The organism is Pseudarthrobacter sp. J1763 (assembly GCF_050490295.1).
Classification (GTDB): Bacteria; Actinomycetota; Actinomycetes; order Actinomycetales; family Micrococcaceae; genus JBNPEO01.
Genome location: NZ_JBNPEN010000020.1, coordinates 1 through 26,043 on the forward strand (window position 1 = coordinate 1; position 26,043 = coordinate 26,043).

17 protein-coding genes, 1 rRNA gene and 2 pseudogenes are annotated in these 26,043 nt (G+C 57.6%); 15 read left to right on the forward strand and 5 right to left on the reverse strand.

Annotated features, from left to right (window positions below; all coding sequences use genetic code 11):
• Positions 1 to 127: 127 nt before the first annotated feature.
• Positions 128 to 580 (reverse strand): annotated as a pseudogene (locus ACQQCD_RS13460) (class I SAM-dependent methyltransferase); the annotation flags it as partial.
• A gap of 144 nt (positions 581 to 724) precedes the next feature.
• Between ACQQCD_RS13460 and ACQQCD_RS13465 the strand changes: the two are divergent.
• Positions 725 to 1,471: a phosphoglyceromutase gene (locus ACQQCD_RS13465; RefSeq protein ID WP_430268818.1), complete on the forward strand. Its 747-nt coding sequence runs from the start codon at positions 725 to 727 to the stop codon at positions 1,469 to 1,471.
• Between the two features lie 98 nt (positions 1,472 to 1,569).
• Here ACQQCD_RS13465 and phoU read toward each other — a convergent pair whose 3' ends face one another.
• Positions 1,570 to 2,226 carry a phosphate signaling complex protein PhoU gene (gene phoU / locus ACQQCD_RS13470; RefSeq protein WP_430268819.1) on the reverse strand — a complete coding sequence of 219 codons (657 nt, stop codon included), beginning with the start codon at positions 2,224 to 2,226 and terminating at the stop codon, positions 1,570 to 1,572.
• A gap of 207 nt (positions 2,227 to 2,433) precedes the next feature.
• Between phoU and ACQQCD_RS13475 the strand changes: the two genes are divergently transcribed.
• Together ACQQCD_RS13475 and ACQQCD_RS13480 are read left to right on the forward strand one after the other, a co-directional pair.
• Positions 2,434 to 3,642 (forward strand): sensor histidine kinase, encoded by a 1,209-nt coding sequence (locus tag ACQQCD_RS13475; protein ID WP_430268834.1) that lies wholly within the window; start codon positions 2,434 to 2,436, stop codon positions 3,640 to 3,642.
• Positions 3,639 to 4,319, forward strand: coding sequence for a winged helix-turn-helix domain-containing protein (locus ACQQCD_RS13480; RefSeq protein WP_430268820.1), 681 nt, complete (start codon positions 3,639 to 3,641; stop codon positions 4,317 to 4,319). Before ACQQCD_RS13475 ends, ACQQCD_RS13480 begins: the two co-directional genes overlap by 4 nt.
• Before the next feature lie 40 nt (positions 4,320 to 4,359).
• Here ACQQCD_RS13480 and ACQQCD_RS13485 read toward each other — a convergent pair whose 3' ends face one another.
• Both ACQQCD_RS13485 and ACQQCD_RS13490 read right to left on the reverse strand, forming a co-directional pair.
• Positions 4,360 to 4,629: a hypothetical protein gene (locus ACQQCD_RS13485; protein WP_430268821.1), complete on the reverse strand. Its 270-nt coding sequence runs from the start codon at positions 4,627 to 4,629 to the stop codon at positions 4,360 to 4,362.
• Positions 4,630 to 4,920: 291 nt separating this feature from the next.
• On the reverse strand, positions 4,921 to 5,478 hold the full coding sequence (locus ACQQCD_RS13490; RefSeq protein WP_430268822.1) for a hypothetical protein: 558 nt from the start codon (positions 5,476 to 5,478) through the stop codon (positions 4,921 to 4,923).
• Between the two features lie 264 nt (positions 5,479 to 5,742).
• Between ACQQCD_RS13490 and ACQQCD_RS13495 the strand changes: the two genes are divergently transcribed.
• The 8 genes from ACQQCD_RS13495 to ACQQCD_RS13530 all read left to right on the forward strand — a co-directional run bounded on the left by ACQQCD_RS13495 (position 5,743) and on the right by ACQQCD_RS13530 (position 13,178).
• Entirely contained in the window at positions 5,743 to 6,225 is a 483-nt protein-coding gene (locus tag ACQQCD_RS13495) for a CarD family transcriptional regulator (RefSeq protein ID WP_430268823.1), read from the forward strand.
• Between the two features lie 96 nt (positions 6,226 to 6,321).
• Positions 6,322 to 7,083: a 2-C-methyl-D-erythritol 4-phosphate cytidylyltransferase gene (gene ispD, locus ACQQCD_RS13500; protein WP_430268824.1), complete on the forward strand. Its 762-nt coding sequence runs from the start codon at positions 6,322 to 6,324 to the stop codon at positions 7,081 to 7,083.
• A 2-nt stretch (positions 7,084 to 7,085) separates the two neighbouring features.
• On the forward strand, positions 7,086 to 7,592 hold the full coding sequence (gene ispF / locus ACQQCD_RS13505) for a 2-C-methyl-D-erythritol 2,4-cyclodiphosphate synthase (protein ID WP_430268825.1): 507 nt from the start codon (positions 7,086 to 7,088) through the stop codon (positions 7,590 to 7,592).
• 44 nt (positions 7,593 to 7,636) lie between these two features.
• A complete protein-coding gene (gene cysS, locus ACQQCD_RS13510) occupies positions 7,637 to 9,097 on the forward strand; it encodes a cysteine--tRNA ligase (protein ID WP_430268826.1) in 1,461 nt (486 codons plus the stop codon).
• A gap of 90 nt (positions 9,098 to 9,187) precedes the next feature.
• Positions 9,188 to 10,180, forward strand: a complete 993-nt coding sequence (gene rlmB / locus ACQQCD_RS13515; RefSeq protein ID WP_430268827.1) for a 23S rRNA (guanosine(2251)-2'-O)-methyltransferase RlmB — start codon at positions 9,188 to 9,190, stop codon at positions 10,178 to 10,180.
• 88 nt (positions 10,181 to 10,268) lie between these two features.
• Positions 10,269 to 12,419, forward strand: a complete 2,151-nt coding sequence (gene glgX / locus ACQQCD_RS13520; RefSeq protein ID WP_430268828.1) for a glycogen debranching protein GlgX — start codon at positions 10,269 to 10,271, stop codon at positions 12,417 to 12,419.
• 5 nt (positions 12,420 to 12,424) lie between these two features.
• Positions 12,425 to 12,877: a ribonuclease domain-containing protein gene (locus tag ACQQCD_RS13525; RefSeq protein WP_430268829.1), complete on the forward strand. Its 453-nt coding sequence runs from the start codon at positions 12,425 to 12,427 to the stop codon at positions 12,875 to 12,877.
• Between the two features lie 4 nt (positions 12,878 to 12,881).
• The gene (locus tag ACQQCD_RS13530) at positions 12,882 to 13,178 is read left to right on the forward strand and encodes a barstar family protein (RefSeq protein WP_430268830.1); all 297 of its coding nucleotides are present in this window, start codon (positions 12,882 to 12,884) and stop codon (positions 13,176 to 13,178) included.
• A 13-nt stretch (positions 13,179 to 13,191) separates the two neighbouring features.
• Here ACQQCD_RS13530 and glgP read toward each other — a convergent pair whose 3' ends face one another.
• Complete coding sequence (gene glgP / locus ACQQCD_RS13535; RefSeq protein WP_430268831.1) at positions 13,192 to 15,795, reverse strand: alpha-glucan family phosphorylase; 2,604 nt, start codon at positions 15,793 to 15,795, stop codon at positions 13,192 to 13,194.
• A 60-nt stretch (positions 15,796 to 15,855) separates the two neighbouring features.
• Here glgP and ACQQCD_RS13540 point away from each other — a divergent pair, with 60 nt between their 5' ends.
• From ACQQCD_RS13540 to ACQQCD_RS13555, 4 genes and pseudogenes are all read left to right on the forward strand, one after another.
• Entirely contained in the window at positions 15,856 to 18,033 is a 2,178-nt protein-coding gene (locus ACQQCD_RS13540; RefSeq protein ID WP_430268832.1) for an alpha-1,4-glucan--maltose-1-phosphate maltosyltransferase, read from the forward strand.
• The gene (gene treS, locus ACQQCD_RS13545; protein ID WP_430268833.1) at positions 18,030 to 19,826 is read left to right on the forward strand and encodes a maltose alpha-D-glucosyltransferase; all 1,797 of its coding nucleotides are present in this window, start codon (positions 18,030 to 18,032) and stop codon (positions 19,824 to 19,826) included. Before ACQQCD_RS13540 ends, treS begins: the two co-directional genes overlap by 4 nt.
• A gap of 1 nt (position 19,827) precedes the next feature.
• A pseudogene (glgB, locus tag ACQQCD_RS13550) lies at positions 19,828 to 23,572 on the forward strand (1,4-alpha-glucan branching protein GlgB).
• A 500-nt stretch (positions 23,573 to 24,072) separates the two neighbouring features.
• Positions 24,073 to 25,595 (forward strand): 16S ribosomal RNA (locus ACQQCD_RS13555).
• Positions 25,596 to 26,043: the final 448 nt, after the last annotated feature.

Sequence of the window (26,043 nt, forward strand, 5' to 3'; positions counted from 1 at the left end):
CGTAGGGTGGTGCAAGTCGAGGTCTTCCGGCAGATGGGCAGTGTGAGAACTTCCATCCTGGAAGACCTCGACGTCTATCCACGAACCAGCCGCCGACCCTCGACTACACCCTCAACTGCGAAGAGCCCACAAAGAGTCCGCCAGGTGCGAGCTTGCTACCTACCAGTCTCCAGATCCCAGGAACATCGTTCTCTTGGTATTGGCGCAGCACGTTGAAAGCCCTGACCACTATCGGTTTTGTGGGAACGGCGAGTTCAAAGCCGCCCAGCTGAAAACTGAGGCCGTCCACTTCAAGGGCCTGAGCCGCGCGCACGCGTTCGGGCTCAATCTCAATCCCAATCAAGTGAACGTCGGCGCGCACTTGGCGCATCCGAGTGAAAAGTTCCACAGCCGTGGCCGGGGACGCTCCGTAACCTAGGTCAACGATGAGCGGAGTCTCAGCGGCCCGCAAACGGTGCGCTTGTGTACCGGAGAGCCAACGGTCCACCCGGCGCATACGGTTGGGGTTTGTGGTGCCTCGAGTGACGTTGCCAAGCGGTTTTCCGCTCTTGCCACTGATTCGTTCCGCCTTTTGCACCACGGCCCAACTTTATCCTCCGCTGTCTCCAACGCAACGCGGGGTCACTTACGGCCCAAGTTTGCCGCCAACATGGGCCGTAAGTGACCCCGCGTTGTGAAACGTAACGCCAACCACGCCCCGGACGGCTCCGATAGGATACGAATTATGACTTACAAGCTGATTCTGCTGCGCCACGGCCACAGCGAATGGAACGCCAAGAACCTGTTCACTGGTTGGGTGGACGTTGACCTCAATGAGCAAGGCCGCACGGAAGCTGTCCGTGGCGGGGAGTTGCTCGTGGAGAACAACATCCTCCCGGACATCCTCTACACATCGCGTCTCAAGCGCGCCATCAACACCGCCAACTTGGCCCTGGAAAAGGCCAACCGCGGCTGGATTGACGTCAAGCGTAACTGGCGCCTGAACGAACGCCACTACGGCGCTTTGCAGGGCAAGGACAAGGCTCAGACCTTGGCCGAGTACGGTGAAGAGCAGTTTATGCAGTGGCGTCGTTCTTACGACACACCGCCGCCGCCCTTGGCTGATGACTCCGAGTTCTCCCAGGTTGGGGATCCGCAGTACGCAGACCTTGGTGACGGGGTTCCGCGCACCGAGTGCCTCAAGGACGTCCTTGAGCGGTTGCTGCCGTACTGGGAATCAGACATCAAGGAAGACCTCAAAGCAGGCAAGACCGTTCTGGTGACGGCTCACGGCAACTCCTTGCGCGCCCTGGTCAAACACCTAGACGGCATTAGCGATGATGACATCGCCGCACTGAACATCCCCACCGGTATCCCGCTCGTGTACGAGCTGGATGAGAACTTCAAACCGCTGGTCGCCGGCGGAAAGTACTTGGACCCGGAGGCAGCCGCTGCATCCATCAAGGCAGTAGCTAACCAAGGCAAAAAGTAGCGCAGGAAGAAGTTCCGCTTCTTCTTAAAGTCCGACGGCGCGTACCCCACTTTGGTGGGGTACGCGCCGTCGGACTTTAAGTCTTGATGAGGCGCCGTTTAGGCGAATTCGTCAGACTGCCATTCACCGTTGACCAAGTAGCTAACCTTGCGGGCCACGGAAACGCCGTGGTCTGCGAAGCGCTCAAAGTAACGGCTGGCCAAGGCAACGTCCACCGTGGTGGTTGCGGATTCATTCCAGTCATCGGCGGCGATGGCCTTGAAGACGCTCAAGTGAAGCTCGTCCACTGCCATGTTGTCCTTGGCGATTTCGCGGGCAACATTGAGGTCGCGGGTTTCGAGGAGCTCGGTGACCTTTTTGGAAATTTCGATGTCCAAGCGGGCGAATTCCTTAAACGTTTCCTGCAAGGCTGCCGGGATAACGTTGTTTGGGTAACGCAGACGTGCCAATTGGGCTACGTGGCGTGCCAAGTCGCCCATACGTTCCAGGGAGGCGCTCATACGCAACGAGCCAACAATCATGCGCAAGTCAGAAGCCACGGGGCCCTGCAAAGCGAGAATGTCGATGGCACGCTCGTCGAGGCTGTTCTGCAAAAAGTCGATCCGGGCGTCGGCCGCAATAACATCTTGGGCCAGATCCACGTCAGCAACTTCGAAGGATTCGGTGGCCTTTTCGATGGCGCCGGTGACGAGCCGGGAAATTTCGATGAGTTCTTCGCCCACCTGCGCGAGCTCGTCTTGAAAAACCTTACGCACGGAGGCGTCCTTTCGTTGTCATGACATTGCTGTGATTGCTCGGACAGCAATCGGGAGTCATAAATCTGGTAGTCCAACTGGTAACACTGTCAGTAGCCGGTGAATAGTTACTCCCTACAAGGTGAACGTTAGTTGAACCGATCACGGTTTCGGTGCATATGAAACATTCTCACCGGCTCCAGCGCATAAGCTAGCCCTGTGGATCCACTGCTCAGCGGCATCATTGCCGGCCTCATCGGCCTGTCATTCGGTGTCTTTGGAGTGCTCGCTTTTAGGGCCAGCGAACGCCAACGCAGACTTATTGACGAAGACCCTGACGAACCAGCACTGCCCGCAGGTTCCGCAGAAGTGCTCGCCGTTCTGGGCCGCGCCTTCGTGATTGTTGATGACATTGACGGCGTGGTGCGCGCCAGCCCAGCAGCCTACGCCTACGGCTTGGTCCGCGGGCACACCGTGGTCCACCAGCAACTCCTTGAGATGACCAGCAAGGTCCGCCGTGACGGTGTGATTTTGGAACAAAGCTTTGAGCTCCCGCGCGGCCCCTTAGGTCAGGGAACCATCATTGTTCAAGTCCGTGCTGCGCTCTTGGGTGAAGAATTTGTGTTGTTGCTTGCCGATGACCGGACGGAAATTACCCGTACCGAAGAAATCCGCAACGATTTTGTAGCCAACGTATCCCATGAGCTCAAAACGCCAGTCGGTGCCATATCCCTGCTGGCTGAGGCCCTTGAAGCCAGTCCGGATGATGAAGAAGCAGTGCGCCGCTTTGCTAAGCGTATGCACAAAGAGTCAGCACGTCTTGCCGCCCTAGTGCAGGACATTATTGAACTTTCCCGCCTGCAGGGGGCCAATATTGCCCAGCAAGGCACCGAAGTGGACATCAACGCGGTCATTGCCGACGCCGTCGATCGTTCCAAACTGCCCGCTGAAAGTAAGAACATTCAGATGGTGGTGGGTGGCCGTGTGGAGGCCAGGGTTTATGGAGACCCGGATCTACTCACTACGGCGTTGCGGAACTTGATCGACAATGCCATCAGGTACTCGCCGGAAAACACCAAGGTGGGTATTGGGGTTCGGTCCCGGGAGGGCCTGATTGCCATTTCCGTGACTGACCAAGGTGACGGGCTCAGCGCAGAAGATCAAGAGCGCGTATTTGAACGCTTTTACCGGGTGGACGCTGCACGCTCCCGGCACACTGGCGGTACAGGCCTAGGGTTGAGCATTGTTAAGCACGTTATTTCTAACCACGGTGGCGAAGTGACAGTGTGGTCTCAGCCGGGCCAAGGATCAACTTTTACGGTGCGATTGCCGGAAATGGAAAGTGAAGAATCGGCGAAGATCCCCGATTCTGCACAAATCGCACCGCTCGCACAGCGAAAAAACACCCGCATTCACGAACAAGGAGCCAACGCTTGAGCCGGATTCTGATTGTTGAGGACGAAGAATCGTTTTCCGACCCACTGTCCTACCTGTTGGGCAAAGAAGGTTTTGAGGTTGCCGTTGCAGATAACGGCCTGGACGCCATCACCGAGTTTGACCGTAACGGCGCTGACTTGGTGCTCTTGGATCTGCAGTTGCCGGGCCAGTCGGGCACCGAGGTGTGCCGGCAACTGCGCCAGCGCTCCTCCGTGCCGGTCATTATGCTGACGGCCAAGGACTCTGAGATCGACAAAGTTGTGGGGCTGGAACTTGGCGCTGATGACTACGTGACCAAGCCCTACTCATCCCGCGAATTGGTGGCACGTGTTCGGGCTGTGCTGCGCCGCCAGGGTGAGCCTGAAGAACTGATCAGCACCACCGTTCAGGCTGGCCCGGTGCGGATGGACATTGAACGCCACGTTGTCAGCGTAGGCGGGGAACAAGTTGCCCTGCCGTTGAAGGAATTTGAGCTCCTTGAGATGCTGTTGCGCAACTCGGGCCGTGTGCTCACTCGTGGTCAGTTGATTGACCGCGTATGGGGCTCTGACTACGTGGGGGATACCAAGACTTTGGACGTCCACGTCAAGCGCCTGCGCAGCAAAATTGAGCCGGACCCCTCAGTGCCGCGCTACCTTGTGACGGTGCGCGGTTTGGGTTACAAGTTCGAACCGTAAACTGCGTGTACTAGCAGGCGCTGGCTGATTCAGTCAGCGCCTAGGCGCGGTGACGGCGTGCCCAGTACAGTGGGGCCAAAATTGCCACGGCGGCAAAGGCTACGGTCAGCAGCAATTCGGCAAAGAGCAAAGCCACAACAGCCGTGATGCCCAAGCTCAGGGTGAATTGTCCTAGCGAGCCAGCGCCCACCATCAGTGCCAACAGAACCAGAAGTGTCAGTGCATAGGCGGTGAAAAAGCGGCCAGGGGTCTGGAGCTGCTGCACGGCTTTGCGGACATTTTCAGTGGAGTAGTAGCTGAGGCTGGTCATGGTTGTTTCCCGGGGGTCACTAAAGCGGCGGACATTCGTGGAGGAGGGGGAGACGGAAACTTTCGTTTCTACGTCCTTCACCTATTTTGCGGCTCAACCCTGTGAGTTACACCCCCAAAGCACAAATTGATCGCGTTAGATTGCTCACATCTGGAATCCGGGTCCAGCACAGGTTCGGTAATAGCCCAGATTTGGGGACCGTGGGAGCCGGTTTGACGCCAAATGTTCACCTACAAAAAACTCTGGGCCCCGCGCATTTGCGCAGAGCCCAGAGTGATGTTTGAAGGGGTACTAGTGCCCCGTGCTGCTTGCCGTGGGAGTGGGGGTTGCAGATTCGGTGCTGGCATCGGAAGTCGCCGTGGTGGGCAAGTACTGCTCGTACTGCGTCAAGGTGCCATCCAGTACCGGGACCTTGATGGTGCTGGTCTGCTGGCTAGCGTTTTCGCTGAGCTTGAGTTCAACCAAGGAGCCGGGGTTGCCGCCGGCAGTGCTCAAGATGGCTGCATCAGTCTTTTCAGTCAGACCCGTTGTGCCGTTGGCCTTAACTGGGATGCTGGTTTGGGATCCATCGGCGCCATTAACCGTCAGGGTTACAGCATTCGACGAAGAGTTGAACACGCTACCGATCAAACGGCCAGTGCCCTTCTCATCCTTGGCCACAACAATGACGTTGCGCAATTTTAGCGGGCCCAAGTCTGCGTTGATGCCGTCTGAAGCGACGTACTGGTGGGAGGTCTGCTGCGGTGTGATGTAACCGCAAGCCGTCACGGATAGCAAACTCGCGGCAACGCCCGCAGTTACTAGTGCACGGCTGCCGCGCGTGGTCAGATTCGTCGCAGTAAAACGCACGTCACTTACTCCTCAACAGTGTTGAAACTTTTCTCCCATAGCCTATCGGCATTTGGCCCCCATAACTGACTTCCTTCGCGTATATGGCGTTCATAACATCCCAGACCTTGCGCGCGCCGTCGTCGGGATCGTCGCTGAAATCATCCCCCAAAGCCATCACATACCTCGTTTTTCCTTGAAAAATCAAGGATTCGGAGCCTTTGCGAGGAGAAGCATATGCCTTAACCGTGATAAACTGATCTGCGGGAAAGGGGAAATGTCCACATGGTTTTTGAGGTTGGCGAGACAGTTGTTTACCCTCACCACGGCGCAGCGAAGATCGAAGAGATCAAGATGCGAACCATCAAGGGTGTTGAGAAGATGTATCTCAAGCTCAAGGTGGCCCAGGGTGATCTGACCATTGAAGTTCCAGCAGAGAATGTTGATCTTGTTGGTGTTCGTGACGTAGTGGGCAAGGAAGGCCTGGAGCACGTTTTTGATGTGCTGCGTGCCGAGTTCACTGAAGAACCCACCAACTGGTCACGTCGTTACAAGGCGAACCTTGAGAAGCTCGCTTCCGGCGACGTCGTTCGAGTTGCGGAAGTTGTCCGTGACCTCTGGCGCCGCGATCACGACCGCGGCCTGTCCGCGGGCGAGAAGCGCATGCTGGCCAAGGCTCGCCAGATTCTGATTTCCGAACTCGCATTGGCTGAGAAGACGGATGAAGAGAAGGCAGCAAGCGTTTTGGATGAGGTTTTGGCCTCCTAAGGCGTAGTCAACAGGATTTTGCCCCGGCCGCACGTGCGGACGGGGCTTCCTTTTGCCCAAATCCGCCCAGCTAGTTGGGCGGGATACGCTGGGACCATGAGCAAAACAGCCAGGCCGGACGTTGCAGTCATAGTTGTTGCGGCGGGATCCGGGCAACGCTTGGGTCACGGAATTCCCAAAGCGAAAGTGGCATTGGCGGGGCGCCCTATTTTGGAGCATGCCCTGCACGGAATACTTGCAGCGAGGATCGCCCAACACGTGGTGGTGGTCCTCCCCGCTGGCGATGCTGAACTTCGCGATCTGTGCGCGGCAACCGTTACACCGGCCACCGGCGCTGAACTGATTATGGTCGACGGCGGATCCTCCAGGGCTGAGTCAGTACAGAACGCTTTGGCGCAGCTAGGGGAGAACACAAAATCCGTTCTGGTCCACGACGCGGCGAGAGCGCTCACCCCCCACGCCGTTTTTGACCGGGTTCTGGCAGAACTTGATGCCGGTGCGCAGGCTGTTATCCCGGCTATTGCCGTGGTGGACACCATTAAAACTGTTGAGCCAACCCCTAGCGGTGCAAACCACGAGATTGTCACCGGAACCCTAGAACGGGGCAGCTTGAGGTCGGTACAAACACCCCAAGGATTTGATCTGGCGGCACTTCGGGCCGCCCACCACCAAGCCTTGTCGAGTGGCCGCGGCCCCGAGTCCATCACGGATGACGCAATGCTTCTTGAGTCCCAAGGCGTTCCGGTCCACGTGGTTCACGGCTCAGACTTCTCGCTCAAGATCACCACACCCCTGGACCTCGTCACGGCCGAGGGCCTATTGCAGGGACCACTCGCACCACGCTGGACGGAAGGCTAAACATGACCGAATCAGCAGCACCCATCATTCTTCCCCGCACCGGCATTGGCATTGACGTGCACGCGTTCGCCGCCGCGGATGAGCCGCGCGAACTATGGCTGGGCGGCCTTTTATGGGAGGGGCAGCGGGGACTCTCGGGGCATTCTGACGGGGACCCGGTGGCTCACGCTGCAGCTGACGCTTTGTTCTCGGCGGCGGGCGTTGGGGACTTAGGCACACACTTTGGTACCGACCGGCCTGAGTTTGCAGGAGCTTCCGGAGTGACATTGTTGGCTGCAGCGGCGAAAATTGTCCGCGACGCGGGTTTTGAGATTGGTAATATCGCTGTGCAATTTGTGGGCAACCGGCCCAAATTTGGTCCCCGGCGTGCGGAGTCCCAACAGATCCTCAGCGAGGCAGCAGGAGCGCCAGTCAGCGTTTCAGCCACCACGAGTGACGCGCTCGGGTTTACCGGGCGGGGTGAGGGCATTGCTGCCATCGCCACGGCACTGGTGTATCTCGCCCACTAGGGGCACTAAACGTGGCACGGAGGACGATCGGCTAATCTGGAGCAGTGACTCTGCGCTTCTATAACACTGCCTCGGGCGAGGTCCAGAACTTCGAGCCCATCATCCCTGGACACGTCAGTCTGTACTACTGTGGCGCCACAGTTCAGGGGATGCCGCACGTGGGTCACATGCGTTCGGCCATCGCCTTTGATCAGCTGACCCGCTGGCTTGAATACCGCAATTTTAGGGTTACCGTGGTCCGGAACGTCACCGATATTGATGACAAGATTTTGGCAAAATCGGCTGAGTCCTTTGGCGAAGACTTTCAAGAAGGCCCCGGCAGTCTGCGGGAAGAACCGTGGTGGGCCCTGGCGTACCGCTACGAACAAGAGTTCCTCAAGGCGTATGACACCCTTGGTGTCCAACGCCCCACGTATGAGCCGCGCGCCACCGGGCACATCCCGGAAATGCACGCGCTGATTGCACAGCTCATTGAACGTGGTCACGCTTACCCGTCAACGGATGGCTCCGGCGATGTGTACTTTGACGTGCGTTCGTGGCCCGCTTACGGCCAGCTCACTCACCAGAAGATTGATGACATGCAGGCTGCGGCAGATGCGGACCCGCGCGGTAAAAAAGACCCTCGAGACTTCGCGCTGTGGAAGGGTTTGAAAGATTCAGAGCCGACGACGGCGGGCTGGGCATCGCCGTGGGGCACCGGCCGTCCGGGCTGGCACCTCGAATGCTCGGCCATGGTCACCAAGTACCTTGGCACTGAGTTCGACATTCACGGTGGGGGACTCGACTTGCGTTTCCCGCACCACGAAAACGAGATGGCTCAGTCTCAGGCTGCTGGCCACGGATTCGGCAATTTCTGGATGCACAACGGTATGGTCACCTACCAAGGCGAGAAAATGTCCAAGTCTTTGGGCAACACCATTAGCCCCGCAGAAATGCTTGAGCTGGCCCCGGCGCGCGTGGTTCGTTATTACCTAGGTCAAGCGCAGTACCGCTCCGTTTTGGACTATCAGCCCAACTCTCTGCAAGAAGCTGCTGCCGCTGTAGAACGCATTGATGGTTTTGTGTCCCGTGCGCTCAGAACCCGCGCTGGCGAGAATGCTGCCGTTGGTGTGGTGAGCTACGGCCAAGTCCCGGCTGCCTTTGAAGCCGCCATGGACGATGATCTCAATGTCCCGCAAGCCCTTGCCGTTCTCCATGAAACTGTTCGCGCCGGTAATAGCGCACTCGCAGGCGGCAATGCCAAAGCTGCATGGGATGCGATGGTCTCTGTGACAAATATGCTCCGTGTTTTGGGCCTGGATTCTGCTGGGCCATCGGTTGAGAGCGATTCGAAGCAGAGCGCCGCCCTGGAAGTTTTGGTCAACGCGCAGCTGGAAGCCAGAGCGGCTGCCCGGGCCGAGAAGAATTGGGCCGCATCTGATGCTATTCGGGACACGCTTGCTGCCGCTGGCGTGGTGGTGGAGGATGGCGCGGACGGTGCAACGTGGAGCCTGAGCCGCGGCTAAGCGAAGCCCTTCGCTGCATTGAATCCTCGATTTTATCTGGGTCAGTAGACTGGTAAGCAGACTTAGTAGAAACAATCAAGGGTGGAAGACATGGCCAACAACGGTCGCCGATCAGTTAAGGCAAAAAAGGGTCCCACTATCGGAACGGGTGGTCACGGTCGTCGTGGCCTTGAAGGCAAAGGCCCCACACCTAAAGCCGAGGACCGTCCGTACCACAAGGCTCACAAGAGCAAACAGCTTGCCGAGCGCTCTGCTGCCAAGCGCCAAGGACAGGGTTCTGGCCGCCTCGCAGCTGGCCGTTCAAGTGGACCCAAGGGCCGCGCTACGGAAGAAATGGTCACTGGCCGCAACTCGGTAGTAGAGGCCTTGCGCGCCGGGATCCCGGCCAAGGCCTTGCACGTGGCGGTCCGCATCGAGATGGACGACCGCGTTAAAGAATCGCTCAAGCTGGCTGCCGAACGTGGCATTCCGCTGATGGAAACCGGCAAGCCTGAGCTTGACCGAATGACCGAAGATGCAGTGCACCAGGGCCTGGTTCTGCAGATTCCCCCCTACGAGTACCAAGACGCTTTGGACTTGGCTGAGGAAACCCTTGAGCGCTGGAAAAAGGGCCACGTCAAAAACGCTCCCCTTTTTGTTGCCCTCGATGGCATCACCGATCCCCGCAACCTCGGTGCGATTATCCGTTCAGTGTCGGCTTTCAGCGGTCACGGCGTAATCGTTCCTGAGCGCCGCTCCGTTGGCGTCACGGCGTCTGCATGGAAGACCAGCGCCGGTGCTGCGGTACGTGTACCGGTGGCTAAGGCTCCTAACCTGAATAACGCGCTGAAGGCGTTCAAGGACCGTGGCATTTACGTCCTCGGATTGGACGGCGACGGCGATGTATCGCTTCCAGATCTGGCCCTCGCCACCGAACCTGTATGTATTGTGGTGGGTTCCGAAGGTAAGGGTCTGAGCCGTCTGGTCCGCGAAAACTGCGATCAGATTGTTTCGATTCCGATCGACTCCGCAATGGAGTCACTCAACGCATCAATGGCAGTGGGAATCTCGCTCTACGAGATCTCTCGCCGCCGCTCTGCTTAATATCGACACCTGGCCTCGTATGCGGGTATCCGCAACATCTCGCATACGAGGCGGCGCAAGGGCAAGTGCCAGCTAAACTTGAAGCAACATGGTTATCCCTACTTTAGAGTCTGCGTCCACGGTCGACACTTCGCAGCCCGCACCACTCGGCCTTAGTATTCCGCGCCCGGGTTATCCCGCTAACGAGGATCCCGGAAATTACAGTGCCAACGTTGCCGTCTACGCCCCGGGTGTAGACCGGCTCGAGGTAGTTTATTGCGCACCGGGTGGGAAATGGCAGGCATCGGTTCTGCCCAACATTCAGGCCGCGGTGCATTACGGCATAGTTGACGGTATTCCAGTTGGCAGCCGCTACGGTTTCCGGGCTGCCACGGATGCCGCCGTTGATTCGGACACCGGCGTTGTTATTGAGCTGGACGGTACTGACAACCAGCCGTTGTTGCTGGATCCTTACGGCCGGGCAGTAGAGGATAGCGAAGGTTTCCTGACCAACGTGCGTATGCACACGCACTTTGACTGGGGCAACGATTCCTCGCCACGGCGGGATTGGCGCAACACCATCATTTACGAGGCCCACGTTAAGGGCCAGACCATGCTTCACCCGGACATTCCGGAGGACTTGCGCGGAACGTATGCGGGATTGGCGCATCCGGCCATGCTGAAGTACCTCACGGATTTGGGTATCACCACCATCCAATTGTTGCCGGTCCATTTCCATCAGGATGAGCCTCACCTTCAGGACTTGGGCCTGACCAACTATTGGGGTTACAACACCGCTGCGTTTTTTGCGCCGCATCCGGGTTACGCCACCCGTGCCGCGCAGGAAGCCGGACCTCATGCCGTTCAGGACGAGTTCAAAGGGATGGTCAAGCTACTTCATGCGGCCGGCTTTGAAGTGGTCCTTGATGTTGTTTACAACCACACTTCCGAGGGCGGCCCAGATAACCCGCCGTTAAACTTCCGTGGTTTGGGCGATTCTCACTATTACCGCAACGACGGTAATGGCCGCTACGTGGACACCACAGGTTGCGGAAACACACTGAACTTTGGTGAACCGCGCGTGGTCCAGCTGGTGTTGGATTCCTTGCGTTATTGGGTGGAGGAGTTCCACATCGATGGATTCCGCTTTGACCTCGCAGTGACCTTGTGCCGCAACGCGGCTAATGAGTTTGATCCTAAGCACCCCTTCCTGGTGGCTGTTGGTGCGGACCCTGTGTTGTCTTCCGTTAAGCTCATCGCCGAGCCTTGGGACGTTGGTTACGGTGGCTGGCAGACTGGCCGATTCCCAGCAGGTTGGGTGGATTGGAACGATCACTACCGCGACGCCGTCCGCAGCTTTTGGCTCTCGGACCGCGCGGCGATGAAAGCCGGTGGCCAGGGCGGATCTGTTGCGTCTCTCGCCGATGCGATTTCCGGTTCAGCTGCATTATTTGCGCCGTCCGGGCGGACCCGCTTGGCGTCCGTGAACTTTATAACTGCCCACGATGGTTTCAGTTTGCGGGATTTGGTCTCCTACGATCGCAAACACAATGAGGCCAATGGCGAGCAGAACCGCGACGGCCATGGAGACAACCGAAGCTACAACCACGGCTTTGAAGGCCGTACCGAGGATGAAGCCATTTTGGCCGAGCGTGCCAAAACCAGCCGCAACCTGATGGCCACGCTGCTACTTTCTCAGGGCGTACCGATGATCACCGCCGGTGATGAGCGCGGCCGCACCCAGCAGGGCAACAACAATGCCTATTGCCAGGACGGCCCCATTGCGTGGTTGGACTGGAGTTCTACTACTGAGAACGCGGCAATGCTGCGCAGCACCAAGCGAATGATTCGCTTGCGCCGCGAATTTTTGGCCGGCCAACCACACGACTATCCACGCCGGGATGAGCGCTCCTACTTGTACTGGTTTGATCAGCATGGCGAACCAATGTCCATGGAGCACTGGCAAGATCCCAGCCACCGGGTGGTTCAGCTGCTTTTGGGCTCCGAGAGTGGGCAAATAGATGGGCTTGTGGTGGTCAACGGTGGTCTGGAAGATCTTCAGATCACTCTGCCCACGGTGTCCCGAGCCTCGGGCGAAGCAAACGCTGAAGAGAGCACCGAGGGGAATGCCAACGAGAAGTCCAGCTTTGAGCTGCGTTTTACCACTTCAGCGGTTAATGAGCAGCGCCGAGGCACTCAAGTGCTATCGGGTGAAACGGATTTCCTTCAAGCCAACAGCATCAACATTTACCGGGCTTAGCGCGTATGCAGAACCGTAAGTTGATGCGGCTGCTTCCGTGGATAGTGGTGGCAATTATTGCCGCCGTGCTGATTTTTTCGAAGCTCACCACCGGCCCTGACACCACCGCCAGCGGTGCCACGAATCAGCAGAGAAGTAGCCAAGCTGGCAACAGCCAAGCTGTCAGCAACTGGGCCACCACCATCGCTGAATCTGCGCTGCCTGCCGAGGCCAAACAGACGCTTGCGCTTATTCGCAAGGGTGGCCCTTATCCCTACCCTCAGGCTGACAACAAGAGGTTCGGGAATTACGAGGGTGTTCTGCCCCAAAAATCCAGCAGCTACTACCTCGAGTACACGGTAAAAACGCCTGGCCGTACGGGCCGCGAAAAGAGGCGAATTGTCACTGGTCAAGGTGGCGAAAAGTATTACACGGCTGATCATTACCAGTCGTTCCGCCGCATCCTTGAGGGGAAGTAGCAGTATGTACATGGTCCACGGCGCCAACGCCACCGTTGCTTCAGCGGATTCTCAGCGCGAGGTACTCCAAAAGTTTGGTGTGGCGCTGAACTTTCCGCAGTGGTACGGCAGCAATCTGGACGCTTTTAATGATTGCCTGCGCGAGTTCACTAACTCTTTGACGGCACCGTTTACGGTTGTTTGGCAGGTCTCTAGCGAGTTCAGTAAAGACCGAGCCTTTGCAGCGATGTCTCAGATCATTGAGGAAGCAGAACAGCAGGAGGGCCACCACCTCTCGGTGATAGCCCTCCTGAAGAAGTAACGCTGCCGGCCGCCTAGGCGTTAGTAACCAACCCCAGCTCGGCCTTGGAAGCCAAAGCAGAATTCTTAGGGAACACCCGGACGGTGTAGCCGAAGGACCCCGAACGGTCGATCTGCACTGAGCCGCTGAAGAGGTAGCGCCCGTTGCCGAGGTCCTCCGCAACGCCAAGCTCTGCCAAGCTCGCGTCAGTGATGTGGTCCGACTCTTCGGCCCGGCCGTAAGCCACCTCCACCAAAACATCCTCAGGTGCCAAATCGTGCAACGCCACATAAGCATTGACCGTCAAGGTATCGCCAATCTGAGGCTCGTCACTGACACCAGCTGAGTCAACGTGTTCCACATGAATCTGAGGCCAAGCTCCCCGAACCTTGGTAGTCCATGCGGCAAGGTCCTTAGCGGAAGCGAACTCAGAAGCGTTGGTCTTTCGGCCAGAAATCGCAGCCGGCTGGTAGAGCTTCTGAACGTAGTCCTGCACCATTCGGTCAGCTGAAACAGCCGGACCCAAATTGGCAAGGGTGTGTTTGATCATGGACACCCAATGGGTTGGCACAGCCTCACGCGCGCCGCTCGAAGGACCAGCAGCGCCCGCACCTTCAGCAACCGTAGTTCCGTAGAATCGCGGTGCCACGTTGCGCTCTAGCAGCTCGTATAAAGCCGAGGCTTCAATGTCGTCGCGTTCCTCCGGGGACGCGCCGTTGTTGGCGGTTGGAATCGCCCAGCCGTTCTCGCCGTCGTACATTTCATCCCACCAACCGTCCAGAACTGAAAGGTTCAGCGAGCCGTTGATCGCGGCTTTCATCCCGGAGGTGCCACACGCTTCAAGCGGACGCAGCGGGTTGTTCAGCCACACGTCACAACCTGGGAACAGCGTCCTAGCCATGGCGATGTCATAGTTCGGCAGGAATGCGATCCGGTGCCGAACTTCAGGGTCATCCGTGAACCGGACGAGGTCCTGAATCATCTTTTTGCCTGCGTCATCAGCCGGGTGAGACTTACCCGCGATCACCAACTGGATGGGGTGCTCGGGGTGCAGCAATAGCGCCTTGAGCCGTTCTGGATCCCGCAGCATCAAAGTCAAACGCTTATAGGTAGGAACGCGGCGGGCAAAACCAATAGTCAGCACGTCAGGATCCAGCACGGAATCAGTCCACGCCAACTCAGCGTCCGCGGCACCGCGTTTCTTCCACGCTGAACGCAGTCTGCGGCGTACGTCCTCCACTAAGGAAACCCGCAACTCGCGCCGCAAAGACCAAAGCTTCTCGTCGCTCACGTTGTAGGCGAGATCCCATCGTCCGTACTCTTCAGCGTCCGGGCCAAAGTTCTCACGAGCCAATTGACCGATCCGCGGATCAACCCATGTAGGAACGTGGACGCCATTGGTCACCGAGGTGATGGGCACTTCACTGTGATCGAATCCGGGCCACAAGCCGGCGAACATTTCACGCGAAACCACACCGTGCAGCTTGGCCACACCATTGGCTCGCTGCGCTAGACGCAAGCCCATAACCGCCATGTTGAACACGGCAGGGTCGCCGCCCTCGTAGTCTTCACGGCCTAGCTCCAGAACACTGTCCACTGGAACGCTCGGTGCCAGACCGGCGTCGAAAAAGTGCCGAATCTGTTCTGCGTCAAAACGGTCAATACCAGCAGGGACCGGCGTGTGAGTGGTAAAGACCGTCGAAGCGCGTCCGGCAGCGAGGGCCTCTGCCCAATTCAGGCCACTAGTAGCCATCAGCTCCTGGATGCGCTCAATGCCGAGAAAACCTGCGTGGCCTTCGTTGGTGTGGAACACCTCCGGGGCGGGTGTGCCGGTGAGACGCTGGTAGACGCGCAGCGCCTTCACTCCGCCCATCCCCAACAGCAATTCTTGCTGGAGGCGGTGGTCACCACCACCGCCATAGAGCCTGTCGGTGATGCCGCGAGCGGCGTCGTCGTTCCCTGGGACGTTGCTGTCCAGGAGCAACAAGGGAACGCGGCCCACATCAGCGCGCCAAATGTGCGCCAAAAGCTGGCGGCCGTTAGGCAGCGGCAGCGAAATTTGGACGGCAGAACCGTCCTCTTCGCGCAGCAAGGTCAAGGGCAAGTTATCCGGGTCCAAGATGGGATACGTTTCCTGCTGCCAAGCGTCACGCGAAAGCGACTGCTTGAAATAGCCAGCTTGGTACAACAGGCCAACACCCACCAAGGGCACACCTAAATCCGAAGCAGACTTCAAGTGGTCGCCAGCCAAAATGCCGAGCCCACCGGAGTACTGGGGTAGGACTTCGGTGATACCAAATTCGGGGGAGAAGTACGCGATGCACGCCGGGGCTTCGGCACCGAGGCTTTGGTACCAGCGAGGCTCTTGGAGGTACTTGTCCAAGTTTGCGGCAGCCGCTTGCACTTTTTTGACCACGGCGGGATCGGCGGCGAGGCCTTGCAACTCTTCACGCGAAATGAGACCTAAAAGGCTCAACGGATCGTGCCGGCTCTCTTCCCACAACTCCGGGTTCAGGGCAGCGAACAACTCCCGGGTGGGTAAGTGCCAAGACCACCGGAGGTTCTTGGCCAAACGAGCCAGTGGTGCGATCGGCTCAGGGAGAACGGTACGGACAGTAAATCTTCTGATTGCCTTCACCTGCGCCACACTAACGGACAGCGGTGAGCAGTGGAACAGAATTGTGTATCTTTTGGGTAAATGACGCGGCACGCAGATTTCACTACGCCAGAAGCTTCGCCAAATGAGGAAATTCTCGCTAACGTCGAGTCTGTGACTGCCGTCAAGCGCACTGCCGCTGCTCCCAAGTCCTCAACCGCCGCTGCCGCCGCCCGGAAGAAGCGGGCTGCGCCTCCTGATGGGTTGAAATTCGGTCGTTTCCCCATCACCGCTGTGCAACCCGTAGTGGAGCACGGCACCTTCCCGGCCAAGGCCACAGTGGGCGAAGACATAGTGGTGGGTGCCACGGTGTTCCGCGAAGGCCATGACCAGCTAGGCGTCACTGCTGTTCTCTTTGACCCTCGCGGCAAAGAGAAGTCCCGGGTCCGGATGCACACACCGCGCGGACCGCGTGGAATGGGAACGGACCGTTACGAAGCCTTAGTCACTCCCACAGCCACTGGCGAATGGACCTTTGCCATCGAAGCGTGGCATGACCAGTACGGAACTTGGCACCACAACGCTGAAGTCAAAATTGCCGCGGGGATCGACGTTGAGTTGATGCTCGCCGAGGGTGCGCAGCTTTTGGCTCGAGCAGCCGACGACGCCGCTCGTCCCGCCGCAGACCGGCGCACCCTACGCTCAGCTGCCACAGCGCTCGCGGATGCGCGGCTAAACGTCGAGGACCGGCTGGCCGCTGGCTTTTCTGCCAAGGTCCGGGACGCCGTGGACCGCTCACCCATCCGAGAACTGGTGACGGTTTCTGAACAGTTCCCGCTGCGGGTGGAGCGTGCGGCTGCAGGACGCGGCGCGTGGTACGAATTTTTCCCCCGTTCTGAGGGTGCTGTGCGGGACCCCGAAACGGGCATTTGGACTTCTGGAAACTTCAAAACCGCGGCATTGCGTCTCGACGCTGTGGCGGAGATGGGTTTTGATGTCCTCTACATGCCGCCGATCCACCCCATTGGTGTCCAGCACCGCAAAGGTCCCAACAACACTCTGGTAGCGGGTCCGCACGATCCCGGCTCACCCTGGGCGATTGGCAGTGCCGACGGTGGCCATGATTCCATCCATCCAGAACTGGGCACCTTTGAAGACTTTGACGCTTTTGTAGCACGGGCGAGCCAATTAGGCCTCGAGGTAGCTCTGGACCTCGCATTGCAGGCTGCGCCGGATCACCCCTGGGTGGCTTCTAACCCGGAATGGTTCACCACACGCGTGGACGGCAGCATTGCGTACGCGGAAAACCCGCCCAAAAAGTACCAAGACATCTACCCGCTGAACTTTGATAATGATCCGGCCGGCTTGTCCCAAGAAATTCTGCGGGTGGTTCTGTTGTGGATCTCCCATGGTGTCAAGATTTTCCGGGTGGATAATCCGCACACCAAACCCGTGTGGTTCTGGGAGTGGCTGATCGGCAAGGTCAACGCCAAATACCCTGAAGTTGTTTTCTTGGCTGAGGCCTTTACCCGCCCGGCCATGATGCATGCCTTGGGCAGAGCCGGATTCCAGCAGTCCTACACATACTTCACGTGGCGCAATACCAAGGCTGAACTCGAGGATTACTTCAACGAAGTCTCGCATGAGTCCCCGGCGTACTTCCGCCCCAACTTCTTTGTGAACACCCCGGACATCCTCACCGAGTACTTGCAATATGGTGGACCCGCCGCGTTCAAAATTCGTGCGGTTCTAGCCTCTATGGCCAGCCCTTTGTGGGGGATGTATGCAGGCTTTGAATTGTTTGAGCACGTGGCCCGTCCCGGCGCGGAAGAATACATCGATAACGAGAAATTTGAGTTCAAGGATCGCCAATGGGATTCCCCGCAAACCAAAGCCCGTTCTTTGGCGCCATTTATTGGCCGGTTGAACCAAATTCGCCGAGCTCACCCTGCCCTGGGTGACTTGCAGAATCTGACCGTCCACACCACCACCGATGATGCAACAGTTGCCTTCTCCAAGCACAAAGTCCTGCCCGATGGCAGCAAGGACACCGTGATTGTGGTGGTCAACGTTGATTCACACGGAACGCGTGAGGCCACTGTCCACCTAGACCTCGCAGCACTGGAACTGGACGCTCAAGACCTCTCCGAATCCGGTACCTTCCGGGTGGATGATTTGATCAGCGGAGAGAGCTGGCAGTGGGGCAACAGCAACTACGTGCGGTTGGATCCGCATCAAGAACCGGCACACATTCTGCACATTCGGAGGATAAATTCGTGAGCTTTGGAATTCCTAGCCCTAGCCACCACTACACGCCAAAAAACACCTTTGAGCTCAATGCGCCAGGGCTAGCGCATGATCCGCATTGGTACCGCAAGGCAGTGTTCTATGAAGTCTTGGTGCGTGCTTTCGCTGATGCTAATGGTGACGGCTCGGGAGATTTCACAGGCCTGATTGAGCGCCTGGACTACTTGCAGTGGCTTGGTGTGGACTGCTTGTGGCTACCGCCGTTCTTCCAATCTCCGCTGCGTGACGGTGGTTATGACATTTCGGACTACCAGGCAGTGTTGGACGAGTTCGGCACCATCAGTGATTTCAAGCGCTTGGTGGCCGAGGCACACGCCCGTGGCGTCCGAGTGATCATTGACTTGCCGTTGAACCACACCTCTGACCAGCACCCTTGGTTCCAAGAGTCCCGCAAAGATCCGGAAGGGCCGTACGGCGATTTTTACGTGTGGAGTGACACTGACGAGAAGTACCAGGATGCCCGCATCATTTTTGTGGACACTGAAGAGTCCAACTGGACCTTTGACCCGGTGCGCCGGCAGTACTTCTGGCACCGCTTCTTTAGCCACCAGCCGGACCTGAACTTTGAAAACCCCAAAGTGGTTGATGCGCTTTTTGATGTGGTGAAGTTCTGGCTGGACCAAGGCATCGACGGCTTCCGTGCAGATGCTATCCCGTACCTTTTTGAAGAAGACGGCACTAACTGCGAAAACCTGCCCAAAACTCACGAATTCTTGCGGAACCTACGCAAGATGGTGGACGAGAATTACCCTGGCCGAGTCATTATTGCTGAGGCCAACCAGCCGCCCAACGAAGTGGTTGAGTACTTTGGCACCGAGGAAGAACCGGAGTGCCACATGGCGTTCCACTTCCCGATCATGCCCAAGCTGTACTACGCGCTCCGCGATCAAAAAGCAGCGCCGATCATCGAATCCTTGCAGGACACCCCGCCCATCCCTGAAGGGGCCCAGTGGGGTACTTTCTTGCGCAACCATGATGAGCTGACCTTGGAAATGGTCACGCAGGATGAGCGCGCCGCCATGCTCGGTTGGTATGCGCCGGATCCTCGGATGCGAGCCAACGTTGGAATTCGCCGCAGGCTTGCCCCCTTGTTGGATAACTCCCGTGCCGAGATTGAGCTGATCAACGCCATGCTCTTGAGCCTGCCAGGCAGTCCTTTCCTGTACTACGGGGATGAGATTGGTATGGGAGACAACATTTGGCTCGAAGACCGCGATGCTGTCCGCACCCCAATGCAATGGACCCCGGACCGCAATGCCGGATTCTCCACGGCAGACCCGGGCAAGTTGTACCTGCCGGTGGTTCAGTCCTTGGTTTACAACTACGGTATGGCCAACGTTGAGGCGGAAGCTGCTCATTCGGGTTCACTCTTGCGCTGGACTCGGCAGATTCTGAGTGTGCGTAAAAATCACCCGGCCTTTGGTTTGGGCGGTTTCCAGCACGTTGAGGCCGACCATGAAGTTGTTTTGGCGTATTTGCGCGAACTCCCTGAGGGGAACGCAGCGGGCGAGGAGGCCGAGGCCATCTTGTGTGTCTTTAACCTTTCGCAGCACCCCGTGGCTGCAACGGTTCGGGTCCCGCAGTACGCCGGGCGCGGTCTTCGCGACGTTTTTGGTGGGCAACTTTTCCCCTCACTGAGCGAAGACGGCAGCTTGACCCTGACCCTGGGTAGCCACGATTTCTACTGGCTGCGCATCCGGGCAAGCGCACCCGATTCGCCGTCGCCGTACACGCAGGCTTTGCCAATTTTGCGGGTGGCTGACTGAGATGACTTCCGCACACTGGAACGCCACCTTGAGCTTCAGCGAGTCCGAAGCCTTAATTGAGCTTTTGCGTGGGTGGTTGCCTGCGCAGCGGTGGTGTCCAGTGAACTCTGCAGAATTCCGGCTTTCTGGGCTGTCCAGTTTCAGCCTTGATTCCCCGCCAAGCGGGGAAGTCCGTCTTCAAGTGGTCATTCTTTCGCTGGAATATACGACGACGGATGGTGCCACCCGCGTTCAGGTTCTGCAGGTACCACTCAGCTTCCGTTCGCCGCACGCTGGCCTGGGGGACGGTGGTTTTGTGGGAGAGCTGGCTACTTCTGAAGGCACTGAGCGTGTTTATGAGGGATTGATTGATCCGGCCTTTGTGGGCGCCTATCTGGACTTGATCCGGGATCAAGGAACCCTTGGCGAGGATTCGAGTACCGGTCAGCTGACTGGTCACAGAATCCCGGATGCCGAGCAGTCCGAGCGTTTGCGAATCCCGCACGCCACTGGCACAGTGCGGGTGCTTGGTGCTGAACAGTCCAACACTTCGGTCATTGTTAATGACGGCGTCAGCTCCGGAATTATCAAGGCTTTTCGGATCTTGGCAGAAGGCACTAACCCCGAAGTGGAGATTGGCGCAGCACTTACCGGCGCCGGCGTGACGGAAGTGCCAGCAACGTTGGGCTGGTTGCGCGGAAGTTGGCCGCGACCGCCACAGGGGAGCGACGCTGACTCGGGGGCAGTCACTGGCCAGTCACGCGCCGCAGGTGAATTCGCCGTCGTACATGAATTTTTGAACGGTGGCCTGGACGCCTGGGCCCTGACTGTTGCAGCTGCTGCAGCGGGTGAGCCATACACCGAGGAGGCCACCGCGCTAGGGGCCGCCACGGCTGAGGTTCACCGCCGTTTGGCTCAAACCTTGCCGGTAGCTGATGCTGGGGCGGATGTTTTGGAGCCCTTGGCGCAACGGGTGCGAGCGTCGTGGAACGAAGCCGCAAGTGCTGTGGGACCGTATCAGGCCGAGGTAGAAGCCATTTTGGAAGCACTCAACGGTGTTGATGAGCACGCTCAACGCATTCACGGTGACTTGCACTTAGGCCAGATCCTGCAATTGCCGGCTGATCCGCTCCAAGGAAAAACACACCGCTGGGCGATTTTGGATTTTGAGGGTGAACCAATGCGTCCTGTGGCGCAGCGATCAAAACCCGATTTACGCCTGCGTGATGTGGTGGGGATGCTGCGTTCTTTTGACTACGCGGCCGGTGCGGCAGAGCGAGAAAATCCTGACGTTCAGGTGCCGGAAAATTGGGTCAACAACTGCACTGAGGCATTTTTAGCAGGTTATGCAAGCGTTATTCCCGGAACCATAGATCAGCGCTCGCCGGTGTTTATGGCATTGTGGCTGGATAAGGCTTTGTACGAGGTGGTTTACGAACTCCGGAACCGTCCGGAGTGGTTGGGAATCCCGGTGGACGCGGTTCGCCGGGCACTTGCACCATCACAGAGCAACAGCAGTGAAAGGTAGTGAGATGTCGGACCAAAAAGGGACCAATTCCAAAGGTGCCGAAGTGAGTGCCGTGCGGGCACCTCAGCCGGTGGATCGTGCCACTTTGGGGCAAATCGCCAACGGCGAGCACCACGCGCCGCACTCAGTGCTCGGGGCGCATCTGGACGAAGCCGGACATGTCACTATTCGCACGGTGAAGCATCTCGCTACGGCTGTAGCGGTTGTGACAGCAGCTGGCCGCACTGAGCTGGCCCACGAAGAATTTGGTGTGTGGACTGGCGTTTTGGACGCCACCGTGGAGGGTCACGTCCCGGATTATCGCCTTGAAGTGACTTACGACGGCGTCCCGCCAGTCACGGTCGACGATCCGTACCGGTACCTACCCACAGTGGGTGAGCTGGACTTGCACCTGATTGGTGAAGGTCGGCATGAAACCCTGTGGACGGTTCTGGGTGCGCATGTTCAGAACTACAGCTCCGAACTCGGCCAGGTTTCAGGTGTTTCCTTCGCCGTATGGGCGCCAAATGCTCAGTCCGTTCGGGTCAAGGCTGACTTCAACGGCTGGGACGGCCGCGAGCACGCCATGCGTTCACTGGGTTCAAGCGGTGTGTGGGAATTGTTTATCCCAGACGTTGTAGCAGGGGCGTGCTACAAGTTTGAGATCCGCACCAAATCAGGGCAATGGATCGAAAAAGCAGACCCTATGGCCTTTGGTACAGAGGTCCCTCCGCTCACTGCTTCCCGAGTGGTGGACCGGAAATACCAGTTCAAGGATCAAGACTGGATGGCCGCCCGGGCCGCTAAGGATCCGCACAATTCGGCCATGAGTGTCTACGAAGTGCACCTTGGTTCGTGGCGCTTGGGCCTGGATTACATGGAACTGGCCACCGAACTTGTTGAGTACGTTCAGTGGATGGGCTTCACTCACGTTGAATTTATGCCCGTTGCCGAGCACCCCTTTGGCGGCTCGTGGGGCTACCAAGTCACGTCCTACTACGCTCCAACCTCACGCTTCGGGCACCCGGATGAATTCCGTCACCTCGTTGATGCTCTGCACCAGGCTGGCATTGGAGTGCTTTTGGATTGGGTCCCCGCTCACTTCCCCAAGGACGAGTTTGCTCTGGCCCGCTTTGACGGCGAACCCTTGTACGAACACGCCAACCCGCAGTTGGGGGAGCACCCCGACTGGGGAACACTTATCTTCGACTTTGGCCGTACTGAGGTACGCAACTTCTTGGTCGCCAACGCGCTGTATTGGCTCGAAGAGTTCCACATTGACGGCTTGCGTGTGGATGCTGTGGCTTCGATGCTCTACCTGGATTACTCGCGTGAAGAAGGGCAGTGGAGCCCCAACCGCTTTGGTGGACGCGAAAATCTGGAAGCGATCGCATTTTTGCAAGAAACCAACGCCACTGTTTACAAACGCAACCCCGGTGTTGTCACTATTGCCGAGGAATCCACAGCGTTCCCCGGAGTTACAGCTCCCACGGACCAGGGTGGTTTGGGCTTTGGTATCAAGTGGAATATGGGGTGGATGCACGATTCGCTCAAGTACATTGCCGAGGATCCCATCAACCGGCAGTGGCACCACGGAACTGTGACCTTCTCGCTGGTGTACGCCTTTACTGAGAATTTCTTGTTGCCGATTAGCCATGACGAGGTGGTTCACGGTAAGGGGTCCATGTTGCGCAAAATGCCTGGTGACAGGTGGCAGCAACTGGCTAACCTGCGCGCGTTTATGGCGTATCAGTGGGCACATCCGGGCAAGAAATTGATCTTTATGGGCACCGAATTTGGCCAAGAAGCCGAATGGTCTGAACAGCACGGGCTCGATTGGTGGCTCGCTGACATGCCCAATCACCGTGGGATGCAGCTGCTGACCAAGGCACTCAATGAGCTCTACGCCTCGACGCCGGCACTGTTTGAGCAGGACAACGAGCAAGCCGGCTACCAATGGATCAATGGCGGTGACTCCGAGCACAACGTTCTCAGCTTCATCCGTTACGCCCGCAATGGTGATCCTTTGGTGTGTGTGGTGAATTTCTCCGGGGGCCCACATCACAACTACACCTTGGGTGTCCCGCATAGTGGGCAGTGGGTTGAGGTTATGAACACCGATGCCGCAGAGTTTGGCGGCTCCGATGTCACCAACCCTGGTGCTCTTGTGGCCAGCGGTATTCCTTGGGATGGACAGGAGCAGTCGCTGAGCTTGTCCTTGCCTCCGTTGGGCGCTGTGTATTTGCGTCCGGCCAGCTAGTTCTGCAGAGCACAAAGCAAGTAGAGGGCCCGGAATCCGCGTGATTCCGGGCTTTTTGCTGGGCAAAGGGACCCTGCGGATGCTCGGCTTGGCTTATCGGCCAACATGGTGCTAGAGTAAATACCCGCGCTGCACCACGGAGTTGAGCTAAAAAGTCAACTACCAACACGCCAAATAGTTGTACCGAAGTAAGTGAATTTTAGGATTCCATAGCTCGGAAATGACGATTTGACAGTGAAGGTCGCAGCGGGTAAGTTTGAAAAGTTGCTCCGGAGCGAGTTCTGATCCTGTTGAGGGGTTGGGGTGGTGCCGGTAGTGCCTGTTGTTTGAGAACTCAATAGTGTGCCAAGTTTATTGATACCGATTGTTTTTTGATTGGTTGATTTTGCCAGGCTGTGCGCACCCCGTGTGTGTGGTCTGGTTTTCAGCTGGTTTCGAATTTAGTGCAATCATTTGCTGTGTTATTTCCATGGTTTTGGTTGTGTCTGTTTGGTTAGTTTTTAACGGAGAGTTTGATCCTGGCTCAGGATGAACGCTGGCGGCGTGCTTAACACATGCAAGTCGAACGATGATCCCAGCTTGCTGGGGGATTAGTGGCGAACGGGTGAGTAACACGTGAGTAACCTGCCCTTAACTCTGGGATAAGCCTGGGAAACTGGGTCTAATACTGGATATGACCTTCCATCGCATGGTGGTTGGTGGAAAGCTTTTTGTGGTTTTGGATGGACTCGCGGCCTATCAGCTTGTTGGTGGGGTAATGGCCTACCAAGGCGACGACGGGTAGCCGGCCTGAGAGGGTGACCGGCCACACTGGGACTGAGACACGGCCCAGACTCCTACGGGAGGCAGCAGTGGGGAATATTGCACAATGGGCGAAAGCCTGATGCAGCGACGCCGCGTGAGGGATGAAGGCCTTCGGGTTGTAAACCTCTTTCAGTAGGGAAGAAGCGAAAGTGACGGTACCTGCAGAAGAAGCGCCGGCTAACTACGTGCCAGCAGCCGCGGTAATACGTAGGGCGCAAGCGTTATCCGGAATTATTGGGCGTAAAGAGCTCGTAGGCGGTTTGTCGCGTCTGCCGTGAAAGTCCGGGGCTCAACTCCGGATCTGCGGTGGGTACGGGCAGACTAGAGTGATGTAGGGGAGACTGGAATTCCTGGTGTAGCGGTGAAATGCGCAGATATCAGGAGGAACACCGATGGCGAAGGCAGGTCTCTGGGCATTAACTGACGCTGAGGAGCGAAAGCATGGGGAGCGAACAGGATTAGATACCCTGGTAGTCCATGCCGTAAACGTTGGGCACTAGGTGTGGGGGACATTCCACGTTTTCCGCGCCGTAGCTAACGCATTAAGTGCCCCGCCTGGGGAGTACGGCCGCAAGGCTAAAACTCAAAGGAATTGACGGGGGCCCGCACAAGCGGCGGAGCATGCGGATTAATTCGATGCAACGCGAAGAACCTTACCAAGGCTTGACATGAACCGGAAAGATCTGGAAACAGGTCCCCCACTTGTGGTCGGTTTACAGGTGGTGCATGGTTGTCGTCAGCTCGTGTCGTGAGATGTTGGGTTAAGTCCCGCAACGAGCGCAACCCTCGTTCCATGTTGCCAGCGCGTAATGGCGGGGACTCATGGGAGACTGCCGGGGTCAACTCGGAGGAAGGTGGGGACGACGTCAAATCATCATGCCCCTTATGTCTTGGGCTTCACGCATGCTACAATGGCCGGTACAAAGGGTTGCGATACTGTGAGGTGGAGCTAATCCCAAAAAGCCGGTCTCAGTTCGGATTGGGGTCTGCAACTCGACCCCATGAAGTCGGAGTCGCTAGTAATCGCAGATCAGCAACGCTGCGGTGAATACGTTCCCGGGCCTTGTACACACCGCCCGTCAAGTCACGAAAGTTGGTAACACCCGAAGCCGGTGGCCTAACCCCTTGTGGGAGGGAGCCGTCGAAGGTGGGACTGGCGATTGGGACTAAGTCGTAACAAGGTAGCCGTACCGGAAGGTGCGGCTGGATCACCTCCTTTCTAAGGAGCCTCTGCCATTGCTGGTGGTGACTGTATGGTTGCTGTTGGTGTGGTCAAGAGTTATAGCTCATTGCGTGGACGTTTGTTCCACGGTGGGTGCTCATGGGTGGAATATCAATAGGCATGCTTTGCTGGTTTTTGCTGGCTGTGTTTGAGTACGGGCTTTCTTCGCTTTTGGGTGGAGGGGTTGTGGAAAGGATGTGGTTGGTGGGGGTTGGTGGGGATTTTTGGCACACTGTTGGGTCCTGAGGCAACAGGGCCGCTGATTGTTTTGTGATGCGTGCTGCTTTGGTGGTGTGTGTTGTGGGGGTTGGTGGTTTTGTTTGTTTCGGTTTCCTGGCCTTGACTGATGCGGTGCACTGTTTGGTGTGTTGTTGGTGTGGGGTACGGGGTTGTTGTTTGAGAACTACATAGTGGACGCGAGCATCTTATAAAGAAGCAATTTCTA

Coding starts and splice junctions, on each gene's coding strand:
- ispD (WP_430268824.1), top strand. CDS start 6,322: ATGAGCAAAACAGCCAGGCCGGACGTTGCAGTCATAGTTGTTGCGGCG.
- rlmB (WP_430268827.1), top strand. CDS start 9,188: ATGGCCAACAACGGTCGCCGATCAGTTAAGGCAAAAAAGGGTCCCACT.
- ACQQCD_RS13495 (WP_430268823.1), top strand. CDS start 5,743: ATGGTTTTTGAGGTTGGCGAGACAGTTGTTTACCCTCACCACGGCGCA.
- glgX (WP_430268828.1), top strand. CDS start 10,269: ATGGTTATCCCTACTTTAGAGTCTGCGTCCACGGTCGACACTTCGCAG.
- ACQQCD_RS13530 (WP_430268830.1), top strand. CDS start 12,882: ATGTACATGGTCCACGGCGCCAACGCCACCGTTGCTTCAGCGGATTCT.
- ACQQCD_RS13540 (WP_430268832.1), top strand. CDS start 15,856: ATGACGCGGCACGCAGATTTCACTACGCCAGAAGCTTCGCCAAATGAG.
- ACQQCD_RS13465 (WP_430268818.1), top strand. CDS start 725: ATGACTTACAAGCTGATTCTGCTGCGCCACGGCCACAGCGAATGGAAC.
- ACQQCD_RS13525 (WP_430268829.1), top strand. CDS start 12,425: ATGCAGAACCGTAAGTTGATGCGGCTGCTTCCGTGGATAGTGGTGGCA.
- ispF (WP_430268825.1), top strand. CDS start 7,086: ATGACCGAATCAGCAGCACCCATCATTCTTCCCCGCACCGGCATTGGC.
- ACQQCD_RS13485 (WP_430268821.1), bottom strand. CDS start 4,629: ATGACCAGCCTCAGCTACTACTCCACTGAAAATGTCCGCAAAGCCGTG.